General features: G+C 31.4%; 16 protein-coding genes and 8 tRNA genes. 3 read left to right on the top strand and 21 right to left on the bottom strand.

All coding sequences use genetic code 11. The features are described 5' to 3' along the window. From RMN92_RS09325 to RMN92_RS09240, 18 genes are all read right to left on the bottom strand, one after another. Positions 1–260 (bottom strand): NRDE family protein (locus tag RMN92_RS09325; RefSeq protein WP_309609186.1); only part of this gene is annotated, 260 nt, incomplete at its 3' end. Next, a complete protein-coding gene (locus RMN92_RS09320) occupies positions 248–736 on the bottom strand; it encodes a DinB family protein (RefSeq protein WP_309609185.1) in 489 nt (162 codons plus the stop codon). The genes RMN92_RS09320 and RMN92_RS09325, both read right to left, overlap by 13 nt. A gap of 190 nt (positions 737–926) precedes the next feature. Next, complete coding sequence (locus RMN92_RS09315; RefSeq protein WP_309609184.1) at positions 927–2027, bottom strand: slipin family protein; 1101 nt, start codon at positions 2025–2027, stop codon at positions 927–929. A 349-nt stretch (positions 2028–2376) separates the two neighbouring features. Further along, positions 2377–2429: transfer RNA gene (locus RMN92_RS09310), tRNA-OTHER, on the bottom strand. Positions 2430–2680: 251 nt separating this feature from the next. Then, a tRNA-Phe gene (locus RMN92_RS09305) sits at positions 2681–2753 on the bottom strand. 4 nt (positions 2754–2757) lie between these two features. Then, positions 2758–2830, bottom strand: a tRNA-Leu gene (locus RMN92_RS09300). 148 nt (positions 2831–2978) lie between these two features. After that, a tRNA-Pro gene (locus tag RMN92_RS09295) sits at positions 2979–3050 on the bottom strand. A gap of 186 nt (positions 3051–3236) precedes the next feature. After that, a tRNA-Arg gene (locus RMN92_RS09290) sits at positions 3237–3310 on the bottom strand. Between the two features lie 17 nt (positions 3311–3327). Then, positions 3328–3401: transfer RNA gene (locus RMN92_RS09285), tRNA-Arg, on the bottom strand. Positions 3402–3415: 14 nt separating this feature from the next. Continuing rightward, positions 3416–3489: transfer RNA gene (locus tag RMN92_RS09280), tRNA-Lys, on the bottom strand. A gap of 5 nt (positions 3490–3494) precedes the next feature. Then, a tRNA-Asn gene (locus RMN92_RS09275) sits at positions 3495–3566 on the bottom strand. A gap of 1018 nt (positions 3567–4584) precedes the next feature. Then, positions 4585–5205 carry a hypothetical protein gene (locus RMN92_RS09270; RefSeq protein ID WP_309609183.1) on the bottom strand — a complete coding sequence of 207 codons (621 nt, stop codon included), beginning with the start codon at positions 5203–5205 and terminating at the stop codon, positions 4585–4587. 61 nt (positions 5206–5266) lie between these two features. After that, positions 5267–6322, bottom strand: coding sequence for a DNA polymerase beta superfamily protein (locus tag RMN92_RS09265; protein ID WP_309609182.1), 1056 nt, complete (start codon positions 6320–6322; stop codon positions 5267–5269). 3 nt (positions 6323–6325) lie between these two features. Then, the gene (locus RMN92_RS09260; protein ID WP_309609181.1) at positions 6326–9772 is read right to left on the bottom strand and encodes a hypothetical protein; all 3447 of its coding nucleotides are present in this window, start codon (positions 9770–9772) and stop codon (positions 6326–6328) included. Next, positions 9720–10106, bottom strand: coding sequence for a hypothetical protein (locus tag RMN92_RS09255; protein ID WP_309609180.1), 387 nt, complete (start codon positions 10104–10106; stop codon positions 9720–9722). Before RMN92_RS09255 ends, RMN92_RS09260 begins: the two co-directional genes overlap by 53 nt. A 14-nt stretch (positions 10107–10120) precedes the next feature. After that, positions 10121–10870, bottom strand: a complete 750-nt coding sequence (locus RMN92_RS09250; RefSeq protein ID WP_309609179.1) for a nucleotidyltransferase domain-containing protein — start codon at positions 10868–10870, stop codon at positions 10121–10123. A 144-nt stretch (positions 10871–11014) separates the two neighbouring features. Beyond that, complete coding sequence (locus RMN92_RS09245) at positions 11015–12400, bottom strand: RtcB family protein (protein WP_309609178.1); 1386 nt, start codon at positions 12398–12400, stop codon at positions 11015–11017. Between the two features lie 64 nt (positions 12401–12464). After that, positions 12465–12848 carry a hypothetical protein gene (locus RMN92_RS09240; RefSeq protein WP_309609177.1) on the bottom strand — a complete coding sequence of 128 codons (384 nt, stop codon included), beginning with the start codon at positions 12846–12848 and terminating at the stop codon, positions 12465–12467. A gap of 97 nt (positions 12849–12945) precedes the next feature. Here RMN92_RS09240 and RMN92_RS09235 point away from each other — a divergent pair, with 97 nt between their 5' ends. Together RMN92_RS09235 and RMN92_RS09230 are read left to right on the top strand one after the other, a co-directional pair. Then, entirely contained in the window at positions 12946–13560 is a 615-nt protein-coding gene (locus tag RMN92_RS09235; protein ID WP_309609176.1) for a hypothetical protein, read from the top strand. Positions 13561–13587: 27 nt separating this feature from the next. Continuing rightward, positions 13588–14601 (top strand): WYL domain-containing protein, encoded by a 1014-nt coding sequence (locus RMN92_RS09230; RefSeq protein ID WP_309609175.1) that lies wholly within the window; start codon positions 13588–13590, stop codon positions 14599–14601. Positions 14602–14668: 67 nt separating this feature from the next. Here the strand turns inward: RMN92_RS09230 and RMN92_RS09225 are convergent, their stop codons facing one another. Genes RMN92_RS09225 through RMN92_RS09215 form a run of 3 tightly spaced genes read right to left on the bottom strand, consistent with a single transcriptional unit; the run spans position 14669 to position 19037 of the window. Beyond that, positions 14669–16774 (bottom strand): M3 family metallopeptidase, encoded by a 2106-nt coding sequence (locus RMN92_RS09225; protein ID WP_409024856.1) that lies wholly within the window; start codon positions 16772–16774, stop codon positions 14669–14671. Positions 16775–16823: 49 nt separating this feature from the next. Next, positions 16824–17045, bottom strand: a complete 222-nt coding sequence (locus RMN92_RS09220) for a hypothetical protein (RefSeq protein ID WP_309609174.1) — start codon at positions 17043–17045, stop codon at positions 16824–16826. 15 nt (positions 17046–17060) lie between these two features. Next, positions 17061–19037: a dehydrogenase E1 component subunit alpha/beta gene (locus RMN92_RS09215; protein WP_309609173.1), complete on the bottom strand. Its 1977-nt coding sequence runs from the start codon at positions 19035–19037 to the stop codon at positions 17061–17063. Positions 19038–19324: 287 nt separating this feature from the next. Here RMN92_RS09215 and RMN92_RS09210 point away from each other — a divergent pair, with 287 nt between their 5' ends. Continuing rightward, positions 19325–20275, top strand: coding sequence for a 2-oxoglutarate and iron-dependent oxygenase domain-containing protein (locus RMN92_RS09210; RefSeq protein ID WP_309609172.1), 951 nt, complete (start codon positions 19325–19327; stop codon positions 20273–20275). The last annotated feature ends 63 nt before the right edge of the window (positions 20276–20338 follow it).

Below are 20338 nucleotides of genomic sequence, written 5' to 3'. Positions count from 1 at the left end.
ATCAATCCCCTACTCTTTTGGTAAAAATTGGTTTTGAATTCATGTTTTTCTTTAGCTCCGTTTAAAAGTACAATTGTATTTCCATTTTCGGCAATGGCAAACCAAGTTCCTCCAGCTTTGGCATCTTTGGGAAACAATATTTTTTTATTATTGATGGTGTAAAATTCTGGAGCAATTGCGCTGGGTCTCAGAATTTGTTCGTCTCTATTTGAAGTAATGATGATTTTACCATTCTGATTTACAAAACTTACTGTACACATTGTTTTTTGTATTCGATTGTTGAAGGTGCAACACCAAAATTTAAATCTACATTTATATCGCTCATTTCGTACAAAGCAACCTTTATAAGCGCTTGATGGTGAATGCAATGTTCCAAATTATACAACAATTCTCTAAAGTAATTGGTTTCTATGGCAACCGTTTCATCATTTAGAAGTTGGTGCAAAGTAATATTTTTATTGGGTTTATTTAAGTTTTGAACAATTGCATCAATACTTTGATTGGCATATTCTATATTGCTTTCAATGAGCAAATTACGTGAACGATTGTCATAGTTTAAAACACCGCTATCATAACCATTCAATAAGCACTGAAAAAGTTCAATTACGTGGCGATTGTGTTGTCCAATAGAAGAATTTCCTAGATTTTGAATAGGTTTTGTATAATTTTCTACTGACAACTGAATCAGTACTTTTTTTAATTCATTGAGTGTGGTATTTACAGAAATCAAATTCATACAGCTTAATATATCTGAAAATTATTAGTTTAAATATTTGAAGCTAAAGATATTTATTTTTAGCGAAAAACCAATTCTTGTGAAAGCAATTTAAGAAAAATTTATTTTGGGGGATTTTAAATAGGGTTTATTATTGTAAAATTGCCATTAAAATGAGAAACCCACAAACATATTCTGCTTGTGGGTTAAATTATTTAACAAAAATCTCTTTCAATTGACCAATAATGTTGCCAGAGCCGGCAATGGTAATTTCGCCGATTTTGTCGGCAATTTTTTCTACATATTCCATTTCTTTCAATTTCCAAAGCATTTCGTTTTCTTCCATCAATTTGGCAGTGTTCAGCAAACTTCTAGTAGAAGCCGTTTCTTCTCTTCTCATGATAGAATTGGCTTGCGCTTTTTTCTCGGCTACTAAAACCTGATTCATGATTTCTTTCATATCGCCTGGTAAAATTACATCTTTAATTCCCGCATCAGAAATAACCAAACCCAATTCGTTGATTTTTGAGGTTACTTCTGCCAAAATATCTTTGGCAATAGTATCTTTTTTGCTCAACAATTCGTCTAAGGTAAAACCACCAACAAAGGCCCTCAATGCCAATTGCATCAACACATACATTTGTTTTTCAAAATCTTTATTGTTTACTAATGCTTTCAAAATATCAGTTACTTGGTATCTCACAAAGAAATTGATTCTCAAACCAGCTTTGTCTTTAGTCAATAATTCTTGACCAGAGATTTCCAATTGTTGCTGTCTAGCATCGATTGTTTTTACTTCAACAGGAATTGCATTGTTCCAAAAGTAATAGGTTCCAGCAGTCAATTCTTTGGTAAAAGCACCATTTACAAACAATAAGGCTTTCTCGTTGCTCATTACTTGAAACTTTCTAGTAAACAATTTTACTTTTGCGTTTTCCAGTAAGTTCATCGCAATTTGCTCCGTAATATTCACTTTAGACAAATCGGCTTTGATAAATTTATTTTCTACATAACCTTTCCAAAAAGCATATCTACCAGTGGTTAGGACTTCGTTAAAAATACCATTTACAAAGTACATAGCGATTTCGTTATCAGCTACTTCAATTATTTCCAACATAGAAGCCAAAACCTGATTTTGCAACAATATATTCAATTCTACCGTTGGTACAAAAGATTGTTTCATTTCATAAATCACTGCTTCTTTGTTGCCAAATAACCAGTATTTACCTTCATTCAATACTTCGATTAATTTTCTGTTCTCAAATACCAAACCTACTTGGTATGCTTCAATTTTAATTCTTTTCAACATCATTTCTATTTATTATAATTACTATTTTTTTTTAAATAAGAAAACGTTTTGCCTTTATCCTCAAAAAGTACGGAAAATAACTTGTTTTTTTGGCTGTCAAAATGGTTTGTCATTATTTTTTAAAAACTAAATTTTAGTTGATAATCAAATGAAAAAGCAATTCAATTTTCAAAAGAACGAAAGCGACTTTCAGGTCTTTTTGTGAGTGTATTATTTTTATATTGCTATAAAATGATACTGACAAAGACAAATCAGTTTTCTTTCTGGTACATCTTTTTAAGAGTGATGCGCTCTGAAATACAGATTTTAAGCCTGTACGGCGACTAGCCACTAGTCTAAACCAAACCTAAATTGGTTGCAGGATTCGAACCTACGTATCCGTCTATTGTTCTAACCAACTGAACTATTCCGATTGCTCGAAAGTGGGAATCGAACCCACGACCCATAGAGTGGTGACAGTTTTTTGGAAAACCATCAAAACCTCCAAATCAAGTTGCATAGTAAAACATGATACTTTCCAGTAATATTTACCACAATGGTGCTATACAGAAACACGCAACAGGACTTGTTTGATATTGTAATTCAATGAACTTATTTATTTCTGAAACAAATATTCAAAACCAACTACGCAACTATTCTGCGTAGAAATTAATTTGTGGAACAGAACCGAATCGAACGGTTACCTCCTGCTCTTCAAACAGGCGTGCATACCATGTACACCACTATTCCGTAGTACAGGAAGAAGGACTCGAACCTTCAAAATGTTGATTCTAAGTCAACCGCGTATACCATTCCGCCATTCCTGCATTTGTGGAAGTAGTAAGATTTGCAATTACTCAGCACTTAAACACTTGTTTTTAGCTCATCTTTTTTATTGTTTTTATTTGTTTCGCTGAATTACTAAATTCATTTCAGACAAGCCCGACTCTCTCACTCCGGCGTACTTCCATTTTGTCTGAGAAGCAAGATTCGAACTTGCGACCTCTCGCGTCCAAGGCGAGTAAACAACCACCGTTATCTTCCCAGTTCATTTTAAACTATTGTCACACTGAGCTTGTCGAAGTGCTTTTAATAAGGATTTCGACAAGTCTATACTTCAGACTAAATTCTAAAATAGCGGCTTATACGAGGATCGAACTCGTTTCTCCCGAGAGACAGTCGGGAAGGTTAGCCAGTAACCCCAATAAGCCAATTTCCTTTCTAAAAACTTTGTGACCTCGAAAGGAATCGAACCTTTAACCTTCAGTTTAGAAAACTGACGCTCTATCCAATTGAGCTACGAAATCTTTTTAATCATCATTTGTGACCTCGATAGGAGTCGAACCTATAACCTACTGCTTCGTAGGCAGTTGCTCTCTCCAGTTGAGCTACGAAATCTTTTATTTAATTTGTAATTCCGAAAGGATTCGAACCTTTGACCCACTGCTTAAAAGGCAGTTGCTCTAACCTGCTGAGCTACGAAATTAGTTGCGATTCTGGAAGGATTTGAACCTTCAACCCTTGGCTTAACAAACCACCGCTCTGCCGTTGAGCTACAAAATCTTATTTTTGGGCATAAAAAAAGCACCTCTTTTTGAAGGTGCTCTATAGTTGTATATAAGATATTACTATCCTAAATGCCTATAGTTGTGCACCTGTATATTGTATCCGAAATCGCGTCTCGGGTTTACTAGTTTACTATGTTGATTAAAATTGATTGTCATTGTTTTCTCTATTTTGAGTGAATGGCTATATCGTAAATGTATTGTTCTCATTTTGTATGCTATTATAATTGCTTTTAATATTGCAATTGTTATTGATAATTTTCTGGTGCAAATATAATGTCAAAAAAAACTAACTTCCAAATTTATTTTTAATTTATTTTATTGATTATCAATAAGTTATATTTATTTTTAGACATAGAAATTCCTGTCCGCTCTTAGTACAGATTCCTTAAATGGTCAAATGACTGTCTCTCATTTGGTTACTTTTCAATGCTTATATTTCGTTATTTGGTTTATACATTCAATATTTTTTTAATTTTTTTTTAATTTTTGTCATCCTGAGCTTGTCGAAGGTCTTTTTTAATTCATTTTCTCATTTCGAAGCAGGAGAAATCTCATCCTATTTACTATAACTTACACCTTCTAGCTCCTAACTTATCGCTTTAAAACAAAAAAAGCGCCCCGATTAAGGACGCTTTTGTATTTATTATTGTTTTTATATCATCAATTTACTTGCTCATAAAAACACATACAACGCCCAAAATACCCACAAGGATATAATCCTGCAAAGCGATCTGATCTTTCAATTAGTATATGTTTTTGATTATTCATGGGGCAAATGTAGGGAATAATTAAATATCTTTTTACAGTTATTTATACCTAAAAGGTTTTAAATATAAGCTCAAAGATATTAATTAAACGCTTTTAGGTATTAATTATACCCGCAGAGGTATTAAATATAAGCTCGGAGGTATTAATTAAATGCTTTTTGGAATTAATTATAAGCTAAAAGGTATTAAATATAAGCGCTGAGGTATTAATTTGAAGCTTTTAGATTGTTTTTTGATTCTGAATGGTTATTTATAAAATTGTGCTGTGAGGTAAAAAACGGTGTCGATAAATTTTAAAACACCATCTTGCGAAAGTACGTTTTCATCGTGCAAATCTTCTAGAATAATACCCAATTCGGGATGAAAATAGTCGTTATTTTTTTTGTTTATAAAACCACTATTTTCTAAAAACTCCTTTACATTAAGTAAGTCGACTTTGTTGTTGGCTAAAACAAAAACTTGCTCTACAACGGCATAAAACCCTTTTTCGTTTTTATAAAAACCAATAAGTTTGTAGGCAGTATCAGGAAAGAAATAATTATTCAGAAGCAAATTTATGAAATAATCTTCCCAAGAAGCATAGTAAATCGCATCGTTTAATTTTAATACATGTTTTTGGTCTTTAAGATAAACCAATTGTTCTGCACCATTTGAAATGAAATCTTGAATATTAATTTCTTTCCAAAGTGCATTTTTGTTAGCAAAATCGATTAAATAGCTTTCTTCTTGTTTTTTGAAGTCGTTACTTCTTTCAACCAAATTACTTGTTTTTTTGCCATTTCTAATGTAATTGGTGGCTGCTTGGATAGTTGTTCCATGCTTAACTTGGCTCTTTCCTGAAATGATATTTTGTAGTTCATGTTTCATGAAATTTGTGTTACAAATATAAAGATTTTATTGTTATGATAAATTATAGCCCTACTGATAACTAATTTTGATACAACACTTCCCGAATTCCAATTAATATTTTAGTTGCTTTCTCTACATCAGGGCTTTCTGGCAAAGTACAAGTTTCATACAAACTTTCTATCGAAGCAATCAAACCATCAGTCATTTCGAGTAAATCATCGTATTCGCGGTTTCCAGCTTTGATCTCGAGAAGTTCTTCACGATTGGGAACCCGAATATTGAGTTGACCCGTTTTGAGAATTTGCTGGGCGGTTTGTAAAAGCCTAATGGTGTGCATCATGTTTTTAGAATCATAATTCTTGCCATGTTGCTGATTGGTATTGTAACGGTCGTCATTGCGTTTCTCGATCCAATCCCAATATTCCTTATAATCCTTGCAGTACGAAGAATAACTGTCTTGGTTGCAATACAAATAGGCAACTTCTTTTTCGCCTTTTTTAATGGAAGAAAGCGAAACTTCATTGGCATTTTCTTTCTGAATAATGCCTTTGTATTTTGCGCTTTCGTTATAAAAAACAGCATAAACGCCCTTGGAATGCGGCATATTTGTCAAGCCACAATTTTGTTGTTTGAAGTTTTTGTTTTGCAACCAAGATTGAATCGAAATACTATTATAACCTTCTAGAATAAAGCAAAAATCCAATAAACTTTTCTTTTCTTTTTCAATTGGGTTGACGATTTTCTTTTTCAAGCCTCTCGCCTTTTTGATTTGTGTCACGGCATAACCGGCAAAACTGTCTTTGCACAATTTTGACAAGAAATCTTCTATTTTCAAACGCTCCATCAGTGGATGTTTGTACAAAATACAATCTTCTGGAGTTGCAAGAATTTCTAATATATTGGGATTATTTTTAAGTAATAACTCTACAAAACGACCGAGTTCGTAATATACCTCATCATTGGTTTCATTGCTGATTTGCGGAATATAATTTAAACCATAAAACTGCTCTTTAGGCAAATAATACACGCCTTTGATATCTGTGTCTGAAGTTGGCGTGTTTAAACAAAACGATTTACTGCCCGATATGACTTCGAAGAGAATGAGGTTTTGGGATTTTAGGTTTTGGATGGTCATATTCTAGATATTCGAAGGAGGAGTTATTGCAGAAATAAATACCTTCTGAATTTCATCATTAAAATAACCCATTAACTTAAAGTCTTCAATAATTTTATTACTAAACTTTAACAATAATTCTTTAGGCATTCCATTTATAACATTTATGATAAGATAAAATGAATATCTATTTTTTTGCTCAATAGTTAATGATAAAATTAAATATATTTCTTTAAGAAATCTACTAACAATAGGTATTATATTTGGATTGTTGTTAATTGAAAATTGTAAATTTTCTAAACATAAATTATAACAATTTTCTTTACCAACTAATAAATCAAAAAACTCATTCTTAAGTGTTTCAAAATTAATATTAATTCCTAGATAATTTGATTTTAATAAAAATCTATAAAAACTTGTATCACACTTTTCAGGATAAAATGTAACTAAATACTTTTCAGGATTTACTATATTATTTGCAATACTTCTATTTTTGAATAAAAAAAGTGAAGAATCACTACTAATCAAATGAAATTTATTTCTACCAGATAGATACATATAATCAATCATTAATTTCATAAATTCATCTAATTTCTCTTTATCATCAAACTTGGGCAAAATATCAAGTTTTTCTTTGACTAAATCAATTTCACAATTAATATTAATCCATTCTAAAATAGATTCTAAAAAAGATTGTCTTTTTTCTCTATAATTTTCTGGAGTTAAATATTTAGTAATTGATTCATTTGTAATTTGAATACTCATTGAAGAAAAAGGAGAATTATTCAACTCAATAATTTCTTTTTCAATTTCTACTTTTAATAAATATGAAATGGTAAATTTATGTATAAATTTAAAATTCTGTTCTTTATCTAAAAAATAAAACAACATTAATGAACTGAAGTCTAAACCAAAATTAGTACTATCATCTTTTATTTTTTCAATTTTTTGAGTTAGTGATGATGGCAAAGTTGTTATTCTATTACCAATAAAACCTGATAAATTCAAGTATGCATCGATATAATTTTTATAAATACTCCTTGAAATTTCAGAAAATCCAATTCTATAATTAGTATAATCGTCTAATAGTTTATTTCTTCTGTCTTTCTCTTGTGTACCTTTGTTTCCTAATAGTTCTTTGAAAAATTTTCCAAAATCTTCACTATTTGAGGGTGCTTGAAATGATTCAAATCCTAATTCATTTAATGGATTGTTTGCTTCTTCTATAATGTTCCGGTATAAATTTATAGCATCGTTGTATATGTCTAATATTTCTATTGTCAAAATTTTACCCATCATTTTGGAAATTGTTGTAAAATTGTCTCCAACTTTTTTTCCTAAAAATTCTTTAGTTAATACTACATTTTTTTCAATTCTTACTTTTTGAACTTTATCTGCAACACTATATGAAACCCACGAATCTAAAATTACTTCATCATATTTTTTAAAAAATTCTTTAAACATAAAATAGTTTGTAAAATAATTTTTTCTAGCCAAAGTATTATTAGGATTTAGAGCAAGGCTATATAAAATTTCAAAACCCTTTTGTACTTCTATTTTATTTCGCAACAAAATAGAACTAATATTTACCCCAAATCTTTCATCATCAATATCAATTGGAATTGTATTTATAACTTTTATAATTCTAGAATTATTTTTTTTTCGCTCAAGAATATTTAAATAAGTTAAAATATATTGTTTATTTTCAGGAAATAAATTAAATAAGTGAGCATCTATTTCTTCTAGTTTCTCTAAATCATTTATTTCTGTATATAGATTATGTTCATATTGCAATAATATCTCATCGTTATATTTATTATTTAATCTCCAGAATTTAAGCAATTCTAAAATTTCCTGATATCTGCCTTTTTCAGTGTCATTTTTATCACATAATTGATCGTGTATAAGTAAAATAAATAATCTTAATGATTCAGAAATAAACGATTTATCTATATAAGTTTCTAAAAAATCAATTGCATCATTTCTTTTTCCAATTGAATTTAAATTTTCAGCAATCAGATTTTTCCAATTAATATCAAATTTGTTAAACTTTTTCAATCTGCACAATGAAGAATAAATTTCGATTTCATCAAAGCTCTTTAAATATCTAACTTTAATAGTTATCTCCAATAATTCTCGAATTTCTTGATTCTTAAATTCTTTTTTACGAATTTTTTCTAATTGATTTATTAAAATCTGCTCATCAACTTTCTTGTAAAGAATATTTAAAAATGCATTTATAATATTAAAACCATTTCTTTCCTCAATAACATTAATTGATTTCAAATAATCATCAAAAATATTTTCAATTTTATTTGATTTATTATTGAGATGATATAATGCTGATTTAAACAGGTAAAATTCACTATGTAAAATACCATCTAAATTTTCATATTCAATAATTAAATTCAATGAATTTTTATACTGTTTTTTATGATTTAAAATTTGACAAAAATAAAAAGTATAAAACCATTGTGGCTTAATTGTTAGATTATGTTCTACTTTTAAATTTAAAAAGAAGTTAGTATTGTTGGTTAATAAATATCCAAAATAGTTATAAAAGAATTTCTGATGATTAGTAGAATCTTTTATTTCAGTATTGTCTAATTTGGTAATGTATAATTCAATTAAATTAAATACAGTTTTAACTAGAGGATTATCATCTAAAATAAAATGATCTCCACTAATGTACCTTGTTGGATAATGATTGAAAACTTTATTTATTGATAAATCAATTGCTAATCGCCAGCCTTCAAGATTTAGAAAAGTAACTTCTTTGTATTTTTCAAAATCAATATTTAACTTCAAATTAAATGTTTGCAAATCTTCTAATAAACTTAAATTTTCGGTTGAAATTATATGCTGTATAATACTTAATTGAAAATTATAATCTTCAAAAACATTTTTTGGAATGCTTTTTAAAAATAGTTTAATATCATCAGAAATTATTGATTTGGCAAACCAAGCAGAATAATTATATTCATCTATATTCAGAAGTTCATCTGCTAAAATCATCGACTTAGCATAATCCTCTAAATTTAAATATTCTACACACGCTCTTTCCTTGAATTTTTTTTCATCTAAATTTAACTTGTATGCACTTATATAATCTTTTGCAGATTCTTCTTTAGGAATTCCACTTAATTCCCTTTTGCACATTGCCTTTAAAAATAATATCTTACTTAAAATTCTGTCTTTTTCTTGAATTTCTTTTTCAGTAACTCTATTTTCTAAATCATTTAATAAATCTAAAGCTGTTTTTGGTTTAAACGCATTTATTAATTCTTCTATTTTTTTTAATTGCTCTCTATATTCAATAAGTAATTGTGTTAATCCTTCAAATACATTGGTAATATATTTATTATCACCAATGTTAATATCGCCTCCATTTGTATTTACAGTTCCAGAATTAATATTTTTATTTCCCATTATTATCCCCAATTCTAAAACTTCCACCGCCAGTATTAACATTTCCAGTGTTTACATTTTTACTATTTGAAATTGTATTTTGAATTATAGGCGATTTTTCAATTATTTCTTTTAAAAATACTTCATATTCTGGATTGTCTTCGATAGAATTTTCAATTAGCGCTTTTGCAATATTTTGTTTTTCTTTATTTTCAGGATCTTCTTGAAGTTCCAACAAGACTTTCTTTGGTTTGTCATCTTTTATAAATAAAGACTTAATCCAATTAATTGCTCCATCTGAAATACTTTCTATTCCTTTGTCTGTTAATTCTTCATAACCTTTTTTTGCTAATTCTAATAAAAAAGGTGTAATAACTGCCATTGTAATTGGTTCCATAATATTTATTTTATTTATTTATTTATGATTCTTTTAAAAAAATTATCCAACTCCTCACTCATTTTCCTCCCACTTTGCAAACTTCCTGCATTTTCTTGATTAAAAAGTACGGTTTCCCGTAAATAATCAGTAATTAATATTTCTTTTGGGTGCAAATACTTTTCATCTTGGTTGGCTTTTATAGCCATTAATTCTAAAACTTTATCTTTAATGGCTTGGGGTGCAATGGGTAATAATTCTAAAAAATCAACAGGTGGAAAGGAGTTTTTTTCAATAATCCAGCGTCCCGCCAATGCTGTACGTAAAGCGTAGAAATAACTTTTTAGTTTTACTTGGTCTTGCTCGCAAACTTCCATAAAGTTTTTGGTAGTGCCTAGATAATGGTGCAAAGTCGCAATGGGCGAAAAACAATCCAGTGCTAAAGCTTGTAGTTGCTGTATAAAAGCATCATCCTGATAATACACCACAGGCGAAAACAACCATTCTATAAGTGGCGCATTCGATTTGGCAAGAAGTTTTAAAGCTTTGGCAATGTCCCAACCCGATCCATCCAAATCATCTTCGGTCATAAATTCAATCACATCGGGTTTTTCCCAAAGTGATAAATAATAATCGGGCTCGTGTTTATAAATAAACCGAATATCATAATCGCTATCAGGCGAGGCAAAGCCCCAGGCACGACTTCCCGACTCCATCGCATAAAGGATTTTGACCATTTTTTCACGTTCTATTTCCTGTAATTTTTCGCGTATTTTTGTTTCCATGTTCCCAAATCTAATTAAAAATAGTTTGTAAATACTATTCACCGCACAATTTTTAAAAATATATAATCCAATTGTTTTCCCAGCTTAAACTACTAAGACTTACTGTCGCTTAAAAAGGATTTGAACCTTTATCTTTTGGATTACCTATTTTCTTCTTTTTTTCTTCCATGGTGCATTTATTTCCCAATTTCCTGCCATGATACAACCATAAGGAAGCACTTCGTCAATTACTTTTCCTAATCCAAATTCGTCCATTTGATTTCTTACTGATGCCGCATTTTTATAAGCCGATGGCAATTCGGTAATATCTATCTCTTCAGAAAAAAATCGAATATCCAATCCTTGTGTTTCTTCTTCAAAAACTTCCAATATTGTTTTATCTCCCTTACTTTTTCGATGTTGGGTTCGGCTGATGTTTCTTCCTGCACCATGAGGCGCAAATCCTAAATTGGTTTCTGTAGTTGCACCTTCTACAATTAAAACCGATTCTGACATATTCAACGGAATTAAACGAGGTCCTGTAATATCGGGCATAAACTTCGCATCCAATGGTGTTGCGCCTTTGGCATGATAAAAAAGATCGCCTTCTTTGAAAACAAAATTATGTTCGTTCCAAAAACGATTTTCTTTTTCAATTCCCAATTTTTCTAAAGTGGCATCGTGAAGACATTCGTGGTTTAATTTTGTCCAAGAACGGATAATTTGCAAGGCTTCCCAATACAATTGTCCTTCTTTTGTTTCAAAAGGAATCCAAGCATTTTGTCGTAATGTTTCAGGCGATATTATTTTTCTAAAATTTTCGGCAATATGCATTCCTTTTTTATACAAATTTGCACCTACTCCGCGACTTCCGTGGTGCGTAACCATCATGGTGTTTCCAGTGTTTTTAGAAATTCCCACAAACAAAAAATGATTTCCATCGCCTTGAGTTCCTAAATGAGAACGGGCAGCGCCAATCATTTTTTCATCATTCAAAAAATAATTGCTTTGAAATGCTTCTAACATTTCTGAAGGAAGACGAAATTGTGTCTCACGGCTTCTTCCTCCTCCTCCAAAATGTGTAATAGCATGTGCGGCATCTAAAACATCCTTTGGATTTGTTTTTCCAAAATCGGTCAACATCACTGAGCAACAAATATCGGCACTATGCATTCCCGGATGAATGGCGTTTTTTGCTACCACAACACCACCAACTGGAATCGTTCCATCATGACCTGTTGGACAAGCATCTGGCATAATCGCACCATTTACTAAAGTTGGCGTTCGCATCAAAGTTTTCATAGATTGCACCACATCGGTTACATTTTTTTCTTCCAGTTCGTTTTCTGCCTTGATGTTTTGGTGAAAAGCTATTGTATCAATGTGCAATCCAATAGGATCTGGCAATTTGAATTGCTCTAAATAAGCATCTATTTCATTGTTTTCTAATTGATTATCGTTAATATATTCTATCGCTTCTTTGAACCAAGCACCTTGTCTGAATCCTAATTCAATAATATTTGCTCCGGTAAATTTTAATTTCTGTTCCATTTTATTATGTTTTTATTTCTTTACAAATATTTGAAATTTAGTACGCAATTATTTTGCGTAGCAGTTATTTTTCTTTTATTATTACTTTATTTAAATTAAATTCTATGTAAAAACCTGTAAAACAATCATCAATTTTTGTTGCCACTTCATGTCCGTTTTCACAAACTCTATTAAAACTAGTTTCGTTTGAGTTTCCACAACATCCTCCGTCATTATTGATAGTATTAGGTTTTAAATAATAATCTTCAATAGCGACTAAAATACTTTCTTTATTATTGTTTATGTTTTTATGAATAGCAAAGTGATTTTCTTTTATAATATTTACATTGTCTTGCCATTGAATTTTTGATGCTGAAATTTCTAAAAGTTCTTTAGTTAATACTACTCCACACTTTTTACAATACAATTGTATTGTTCTCATTTTTTCGACAATTTTATTAGCTTTCATAGTTTTTCATTTTTATTTCTTTACAAATATCTGATAAGTACTACGCAATTATTTTGCGCAGTAAAAAAAGAATTGTAGTTTTGATAAAAATTAATGAATGCATCTTCAATATAAATATACCGAATTACTATTAAGCATTGGCTTTGAAGAAAATACCATTATGAAGCATTGGTTGGATTTGGAAAAAGCCTATTCCAGTAAATCAAGACATTATCACAATTTGAATCATTTGAATGAGATGATGGCTTGTTATGATTTGTATGAACCCAATTTAAAATATCCTAACGAAGTTTTGTATGCCATTTTCTACCATGATATTATTTATAAAGTGACAAGGAAAGACAATGAAGTGAAAAGCGCCAACTATGCTGTGGCTATACTTCCTGATAATGCGAGATTGAACAAAGATTTGGTTTATAACATGATTTGTGCTACGCAACTGCATCAACACAATGAAAATGAAGATACCAATTGGCTCATTGATTTCGATTTAAAAATTCTTTCTAAAGATTGGGACGATTATAAAATCTATTTTGAACAAATTAGAAAGGAATATAAAATTTATCCTAACTTTTTATACAATTCAGGTCGCAAGAAAGCATTGAAACATTTTCTTGAAAATGAATTTATTTTTCAAACCCAAGAGTTTAGAGGTAAATATGAATTGAAAGCTAGAGAAAATATAAAACATGAAATTGACTTTTTAAGCTAAACAGACTTCCATCTTCCAACTAAAATCATGTCACAAAACAAAAATGCGCTAATCCGCTATAAAACCATCGATAAATGTCTACAAAACCAATACAGAACTTGGACTTTGGAGGATTTAATTGAAGCTTGCTCTGACGCTTTGTTTGAATATGAAGGCAAAGAAAACGCAGTGAGTAAACGCACAGTTCAAATGGATATTCAAACCATGCGTAGCGAAAAACTCGGGTATAATGCGCCCATTGTCGTGCATGATAAAAAATATTATAAATATGATGATGAGGATTTCTCAATAACCGATATTCCGCTGACAGAAACCGATATTAATGTATTGACCGAAACAGTGTCGATGCTCAAACAGTTTAAAGATTTCTCCTTGTTTAGTGATGTTTCGGATATTTTGCAGCGGTTGGAAGACAAGATTTATGCTGAGAAATCGCATACCCGACCCGTAATTTATTTGGACAAAAACGAGAACTTGAAAGGCTTGCATTTTCTAGATGAAATTTACCAAGCTATTATTAAAAAAATTGTTTTGGTAATTACTTATAAATCATTCAAATCGAGAGACGAACAAGTTTTTAATTTTCATCCGTTTATCTTGAAGGAGTACAATAATCGTTGGTTTTTGGTTGGTAAAAAGAAAGGTTTCCAACCCATTACCAATTTGGCGTTGGATCGAATTATTAAAATTGACTTTGATTTTAATTTGCCTTATTTAGAGGAAGATTTTGATTCAGAAAATTTCTATAAGGATGTGGTTGGTGTTACGGTTAATCAAGGTTTGAATGCCAAAATTATTGAACTTTGGATTGATGCTGGAAATGCTCCTTACGTAATTACAAAACCTTTCCATCATTCGCAAAAGCTAGAAAAAGAAAATGAAGATGGCAGCATTATTATTACTTTGAAACTCAAAATAAATTATGAAATTGAGCGATTGTTATTGGGTTTTGGCGAAGGATTGGAAGTGATTCGCCCTGAAGGTTTGAGAAATAGGATTAAGGAAAAATTGGAAAAGGCTTTGGGGAAATATACTAATTAAAAAATCTAAACATTACTTAAAAAGTAACGTTTAGATTTTTAATTTGTAGAAATACCAAAATTAAATATTACTTCAACCCTGCATTTTTTAAATACGGCTCAATTTGCATATCATGCCCAATTAAATCTTTAAAAGCTTTGTTTAAATCGACACTATTCCCAACAGAAAGTATGTATTTTCTAAAACGATCACAATTTTCTCTTGTCATACCACCATTGGCATTCATCCAGTCATATACATTATAATCTAATGTTTTTGACCAAGTATAAGCGTAATATCCTGAAGAATAACCACCACTCCAAATGTGTGCAAAATAAGGTGAATGATAACGTGTTGGTACTTCATTTACTAATAAACCATATTTTTGTAAAGCACTTTTCTCGAACTCCAAAGTTGGTTTAAAATCGGCTTCATTTTCTACACTATGCCAAGCCATATCTAGCGTTGCTGCTGCAAGAAGCTCGGTTACATCATATCCTTTATTGAAAGTTTCTGCTTTTTTGATTTTATCAATCAAGGATTGCGGAATCACTTCTTTTGTTTGATAATGAATGGCATAATTTTTCAATACTTCTGGATCCAAAGCAGCGTGTTCGTTAATTTGCGAAGGGAATTCTACATAATCTCTTGGAACGGAAGTCCCAGATAATGTTACATATTGTTGGTTGGCAAATAATCCGTGCAGTGTATGTCCAAACTCATGAAACATAGTTGTTACATCATCAAAACTAATTAATGAAGGATTACCTGCTACTGGTTTTGCAAAATTATATACATTGACAATGACTGGTTTTTGTTTTAAATAATGTGACTGATTAACGAAGTTGCTCATCCAAGCGCCACCATTTTTATTATCACGAGTATAAAAATCAAGGTAATAAATTGCAATCGACTTGCCAGCTTCATCAAAAACTTCGTAAACCACCACATCTGGATTGTATACAGGCAAATCTTTTCTAACTTTGAAAGTAATACCATACATTTTTTTGGCTGCAAAGAAAACACCTTTTTCAAGCACTGTATTCACTTCAAAATAAGGCTTTATTTGACTTTCATCCAAATCGTATTTTGCTTTTCGCACTTGCTCTGAATAGAAATTCCAATCCCAAGGTTCTAGTTTGAATCCGCCTTTTTGAGCATCAATCAAATCTTGAATGTCTTTGGCTTCTATTTTGGCTCTTTCCACTGCTGGTTTAGCAATTTTTGCCAATAAATCCATAGCAGCGGCAGGTTTTTGAGCCATTTGGTCTTGCAAACGCCATTCAGCAAAACTTTTTTTGCCCATCAATTGCGCTTTTTGCAAACGTAATTTGGCCATTTTTTCTAAAGTTGCTCTAGTGTCACCTTCGTCATTTTTTTCAGAACGAGTAAAAGCCGATTTGAATAATTTTTCTCTCGAAGCTCTGTTTGTCATATTTTGCAAAGGTGGTTGTTGTGTTGTGTTGAGTAAACCTAACATATAACCTGATTTTCCAGCTTCTTTTGCTTTGTCTTTGGCTGCAGCTATTTCGCCAGCACTTAATCCAGCCAATTCTTTTTCGTCAGCAAACAAAACAGCGCCATTTTTCCGGGCTACTAATAATTTGTTTGAAAAAGTAGTACTCAATGTAGCTAGCTCTTCATTAATTTTTTTCATTATTTCTTTATCGGAATCAGATAAATTGGCTCCAGCCAATTCAAATTGCTGTAAATAATATTCAGTCAGCTTTTTATCTTCGCCTTTTAAAGATTTTAAATCCAGTGCTTTGATGCGATTGTATATTTTACTATTCAAATATATTTTATCGTTGTGTGCCGAAAATATAGAAGCATATTCTTCTTCTATTTTTTGTAAAGTTGGATTGGTATTAGCACCTGTCAAATTGTAAAAAATGCCTGTAGCCCTACCCAAATCGACACCACTAGTTTCAATGGCTAAAACTGTATTTTGAAAAGTAGCTTTGGCTTTATTATTGGCAATTTTATCAATTTCACTATCATGAACTTTCAATCCATATTCGAACGCTGGCTTAAAATCTGAGTCTTTTATTTTATCAAATATTGGCGACTGATACTGCAAAGTACTTTTTTGTAATAATGGATTTGTCATTTTGATTGATTTATCTTGTGCACAAATAGTTTGTATTTGCACCGAAACAAATACAATGAATGCTGATTTAATAATTGTTTTCATTTTGTTTTTTATTTTTACTTCAGATTTTTAATTTGTAATTCGTAATTTTTTATAATTCTTTTCTTCCTCTAATAATATCTTCAAAAGTAGCGCATTTTACAAACTCTTCTTCACCATCAATTATCATGGGAAGATAAACATATTCTACTTCTGATAAATCTTCTTTTAGAAAATAAGCCATATCCTTTAGATGAAAAAACCATTCTTTATCAAATTTATATTTATTGATATTGGCTTCTTTTATTAATAATTTTTCGTTTAAAGGTGTCATAAAAACCAAAATTTCTTAATATTTCAATAATTCTAATAAAGTTTCTTCAAAACGAACTTTAGGTAAATATTGATCTTCCAGCGCTTTTACAAAAGGAATCGCACTTTCTAAACTTCCTACACGTTTTACAGGTGCATCTAAAAATTCGAAGCAATTTTCCATAATTAATGCTGAAATATCGCTAGACATTCCGCCAAATAAAGAATCTTCTTGTAAAATGATGCATTTTCCCGTTTTCTTAACAGATGCAAAAATAGTTTCTGTATCTAATGGTTGTAATGTACGTAAATCAATCAAATCAGCTGAAATTTCTGGGTTTTTAGACAATGTATCTAATGCCCAATGAACTCCAGCTCCAAACGAAATAATAGTCACTTGATTTCCTTCTTTTATTATTGATGCTTTCCCGAACGGAATCGTGTAATAATCTTTTGGTACGTCTTGGTAAACTGAACGATACAATTGTTTGTGTTCGAAGAACATGACAGGATTCGGGTCATTTATTGCTGTGTTTAATAAACCTTTGGCATCAGCTGGAAATGCTGGATAAACCACTTTTAAACCTGGTGTTTTGGTAAACCAAGATTCATTGGTTTGCGAATGAAATGGTCCTGCTTGTGTTCCGCCTCCACAAGGCATACGAACAACAACATCGGCATTTTCTAGCCAACGATAGTGCGATTTTGCTAATAAATTGACAATAGGATTAAAACCTGTAGAAACAAAATCGGCAAACTGCATTTCGACAATGGCTTTGTGTCCGTTTATGGATAATCCCATGGCTGCTGCTACAATAGCACTTTCGCAAATGGGCGTGTTTCTTACTCTTTCTTTACCAAAAGCTTCTACAAAACCATCAGTTATTTTGAAAGCACCACCATATTCGGCAATGTCTTGACCCATTATAACTAAATTAGGGTGACGTTCCATTGATTGCTTCAAACTGATAGATAAAGCATCAATTAATCTGATATTTTCTACTTCGTTTGAAGCGTTAACTTCTTCAAATACATACGGTTTGTAAACATCATTTAATTCTTCACTTAAACTTGCTACAATTTCAGGTTCTTTTTGAACTAATGCCCAATCGGTATCAATTTCTTTTTTTAGTTCCGCTCTAATAGCTTCATCATTTTCATCAGATAAAACAGCGGTAGCTTTTAAGTAACTTCTAAAATTTTCCACTGGATCTTTTTCTGCCCAGATATCCATTAATTCTTGCGGAACATATTTGGTACCACTCGCTTCTTCGTGCCCACGCATTCTGAATGTCTTGAATTCTAACAAAACTGGACGAGGATTATCTATCATTGATGCTTTTAATTCTGAAATCAAATTATATACCTCTAATAAATTATTACCATCTACAATATGCGATTCCATTCCGTAGCCTTTGCCTTTATCAGCAAGGTTTTCACAACGATATTGCTCGTTGGTTGGCGTTGATAATCCGTAACCATTATTTTCAATAACAAATAAAACAGGCAAATCCCAAACGGCTGCTATGTTTAAGGCTTCGTGAAAATCTCCTTCTGATGTTGCGCCTTCGCCAGTGAAAACTGCGGTTACTTTTCCGTTCTTTTTGAGTTTATTGGCGAGTGCAATTCCGTCAGCTACGCCCAATTGTGGACCCAAATGCGAAATCATACCTATTATATTGTATTCTTGAGTTCCGAAATGAAAACTTCTGTCACGCCCTTTAGTAAATCCGTTGGCCTTGCCTTGCCATTGCGAGAATAATCTATGTAATGGAATTTCTCTTGTAGTAAAAACCCCTAAATTACGGTGCATTGGTAAAATGTATTCGTCTTTGTCTAAGGCTGACGTTATTCCAACTGAAATAGCTTCTTGACCAATGCCTGAAAACCATTTGGATACTTTTCCTTGGCGAATGAGAATAAGCATTTTTTCTTCGATGAGTCGCGGTTTTAAAATGCTTGAATATAGTTCGAGTAATTTTTTATTGGAAATATTTTTTCTGTCGAAATTCATTTTTTAATTTTTAAAGCGTAAAAGTATAAAAAAGAGATGGTTTTTTTGACCACGAATTACACAAATTATTACGAATTTTGAAACAACGAACAATGATTACTGGTAAGCCTAGCCCTGATAGTAGTGGAAATCCTTTTTTAAAATGTCATACTGAGCTTGTCGAAGTGTGACATTTTAAAAAAGATTGCAACGGATAGCAGGAAATAGCTCCTAATAAAAAAAATATTTATACATTTGTTTTATAACGGTATTGTCCGTTTGTGAGTTATTAACATATTATTTAAGAGATGCAAAACATTCCTAGTGTTGACTTGCGTGATTTCCTTTCGGGTAACCCGGAACGTAAACAAAAATTTGTAAATGAAATCGGAAAAGCTTTTGAAGAGATTGGCTTCGTAGCGTTAAAAGGTCATTTTTTGGATGACAAATTGGTTGGTGAATTGTATGGCGAAATTAGAAATTTTTTCTCCCTGCCGTTAGATACCAAATATGGGTATGAAATTCCCGGAATTGGTGGTCAGCGTGGTTATGTTTCTTTTGGGAAAGAGCACGCTAAAGGCAAAAAAGAAGGCGATTTGAAAGAGTTTTGGCATTTTGGTCAGTATGTATCAAAAGATTCAAAATATGCTGCCGAATATCCTGATAATGTTGAAGTTAAAGAATTACCGAGATTTAATGTGGTAGGAAAAGAAGCGTATCAAATGCTTGAAAAAACGGGGATTACTGTTTTGCAGGCTTTGGCTTTGCATTTGGGTCTTGACGAGCATTATTTTGACCAATATGGTTATGAAGGGAATTCGATTTTGAGACCTATTCATTATCCGCCAATTACTTCTGAACCTGAAAATGCCATTCGTGCTGCGGCTCACGGCGATATTAACTTGATTACTTTATTGATGGGTGCGCAAGGAAAAGGTTTACAAGTGCAAAATCATGATGGTCAGTGGATTGATGCTGTGGCAGAACCTGACGAATTAGTGATTAATGTGGGCGATATGTTGTCGCGTCACACCAATAATAGATTAAAATCTACGATTCATCAGGTTGTTAATCCGCCGAGAGAATTATGGGGCACTTCGCGATATTCGATTCCGTTTTTTATGCATCCTGTAAGCGATATGCGTCTCGATGTTTTAGAAAATTGTATTGATGCAGAAAATCCTAAAAAATACGATGATATTTCAGCAGGAGAATTCTTGTATGAAAGATTGGTTGATTTGGGATTGATTAAGAAGTAATGCTTAATTATATAGTTTTAAAGACATTGAGTTCGCTTGATGTCTTTTTGTTTTAATATTTCA

Origin of the sequence: Flavobacterium sp. (genome assembly GCF_031363805.1) — a bacterium.
Classification (GTDB): Bacteria; Bacteroidota; Bacteroidia; order Flavobacteriales; family Flavobacteriaceae; genus Flavobacterium.
The sequence above is the reverse complement of the archived record's forward strand: the minus strand, read 5'-3'. Positions and strand labels throughout refer to the sequence as shown.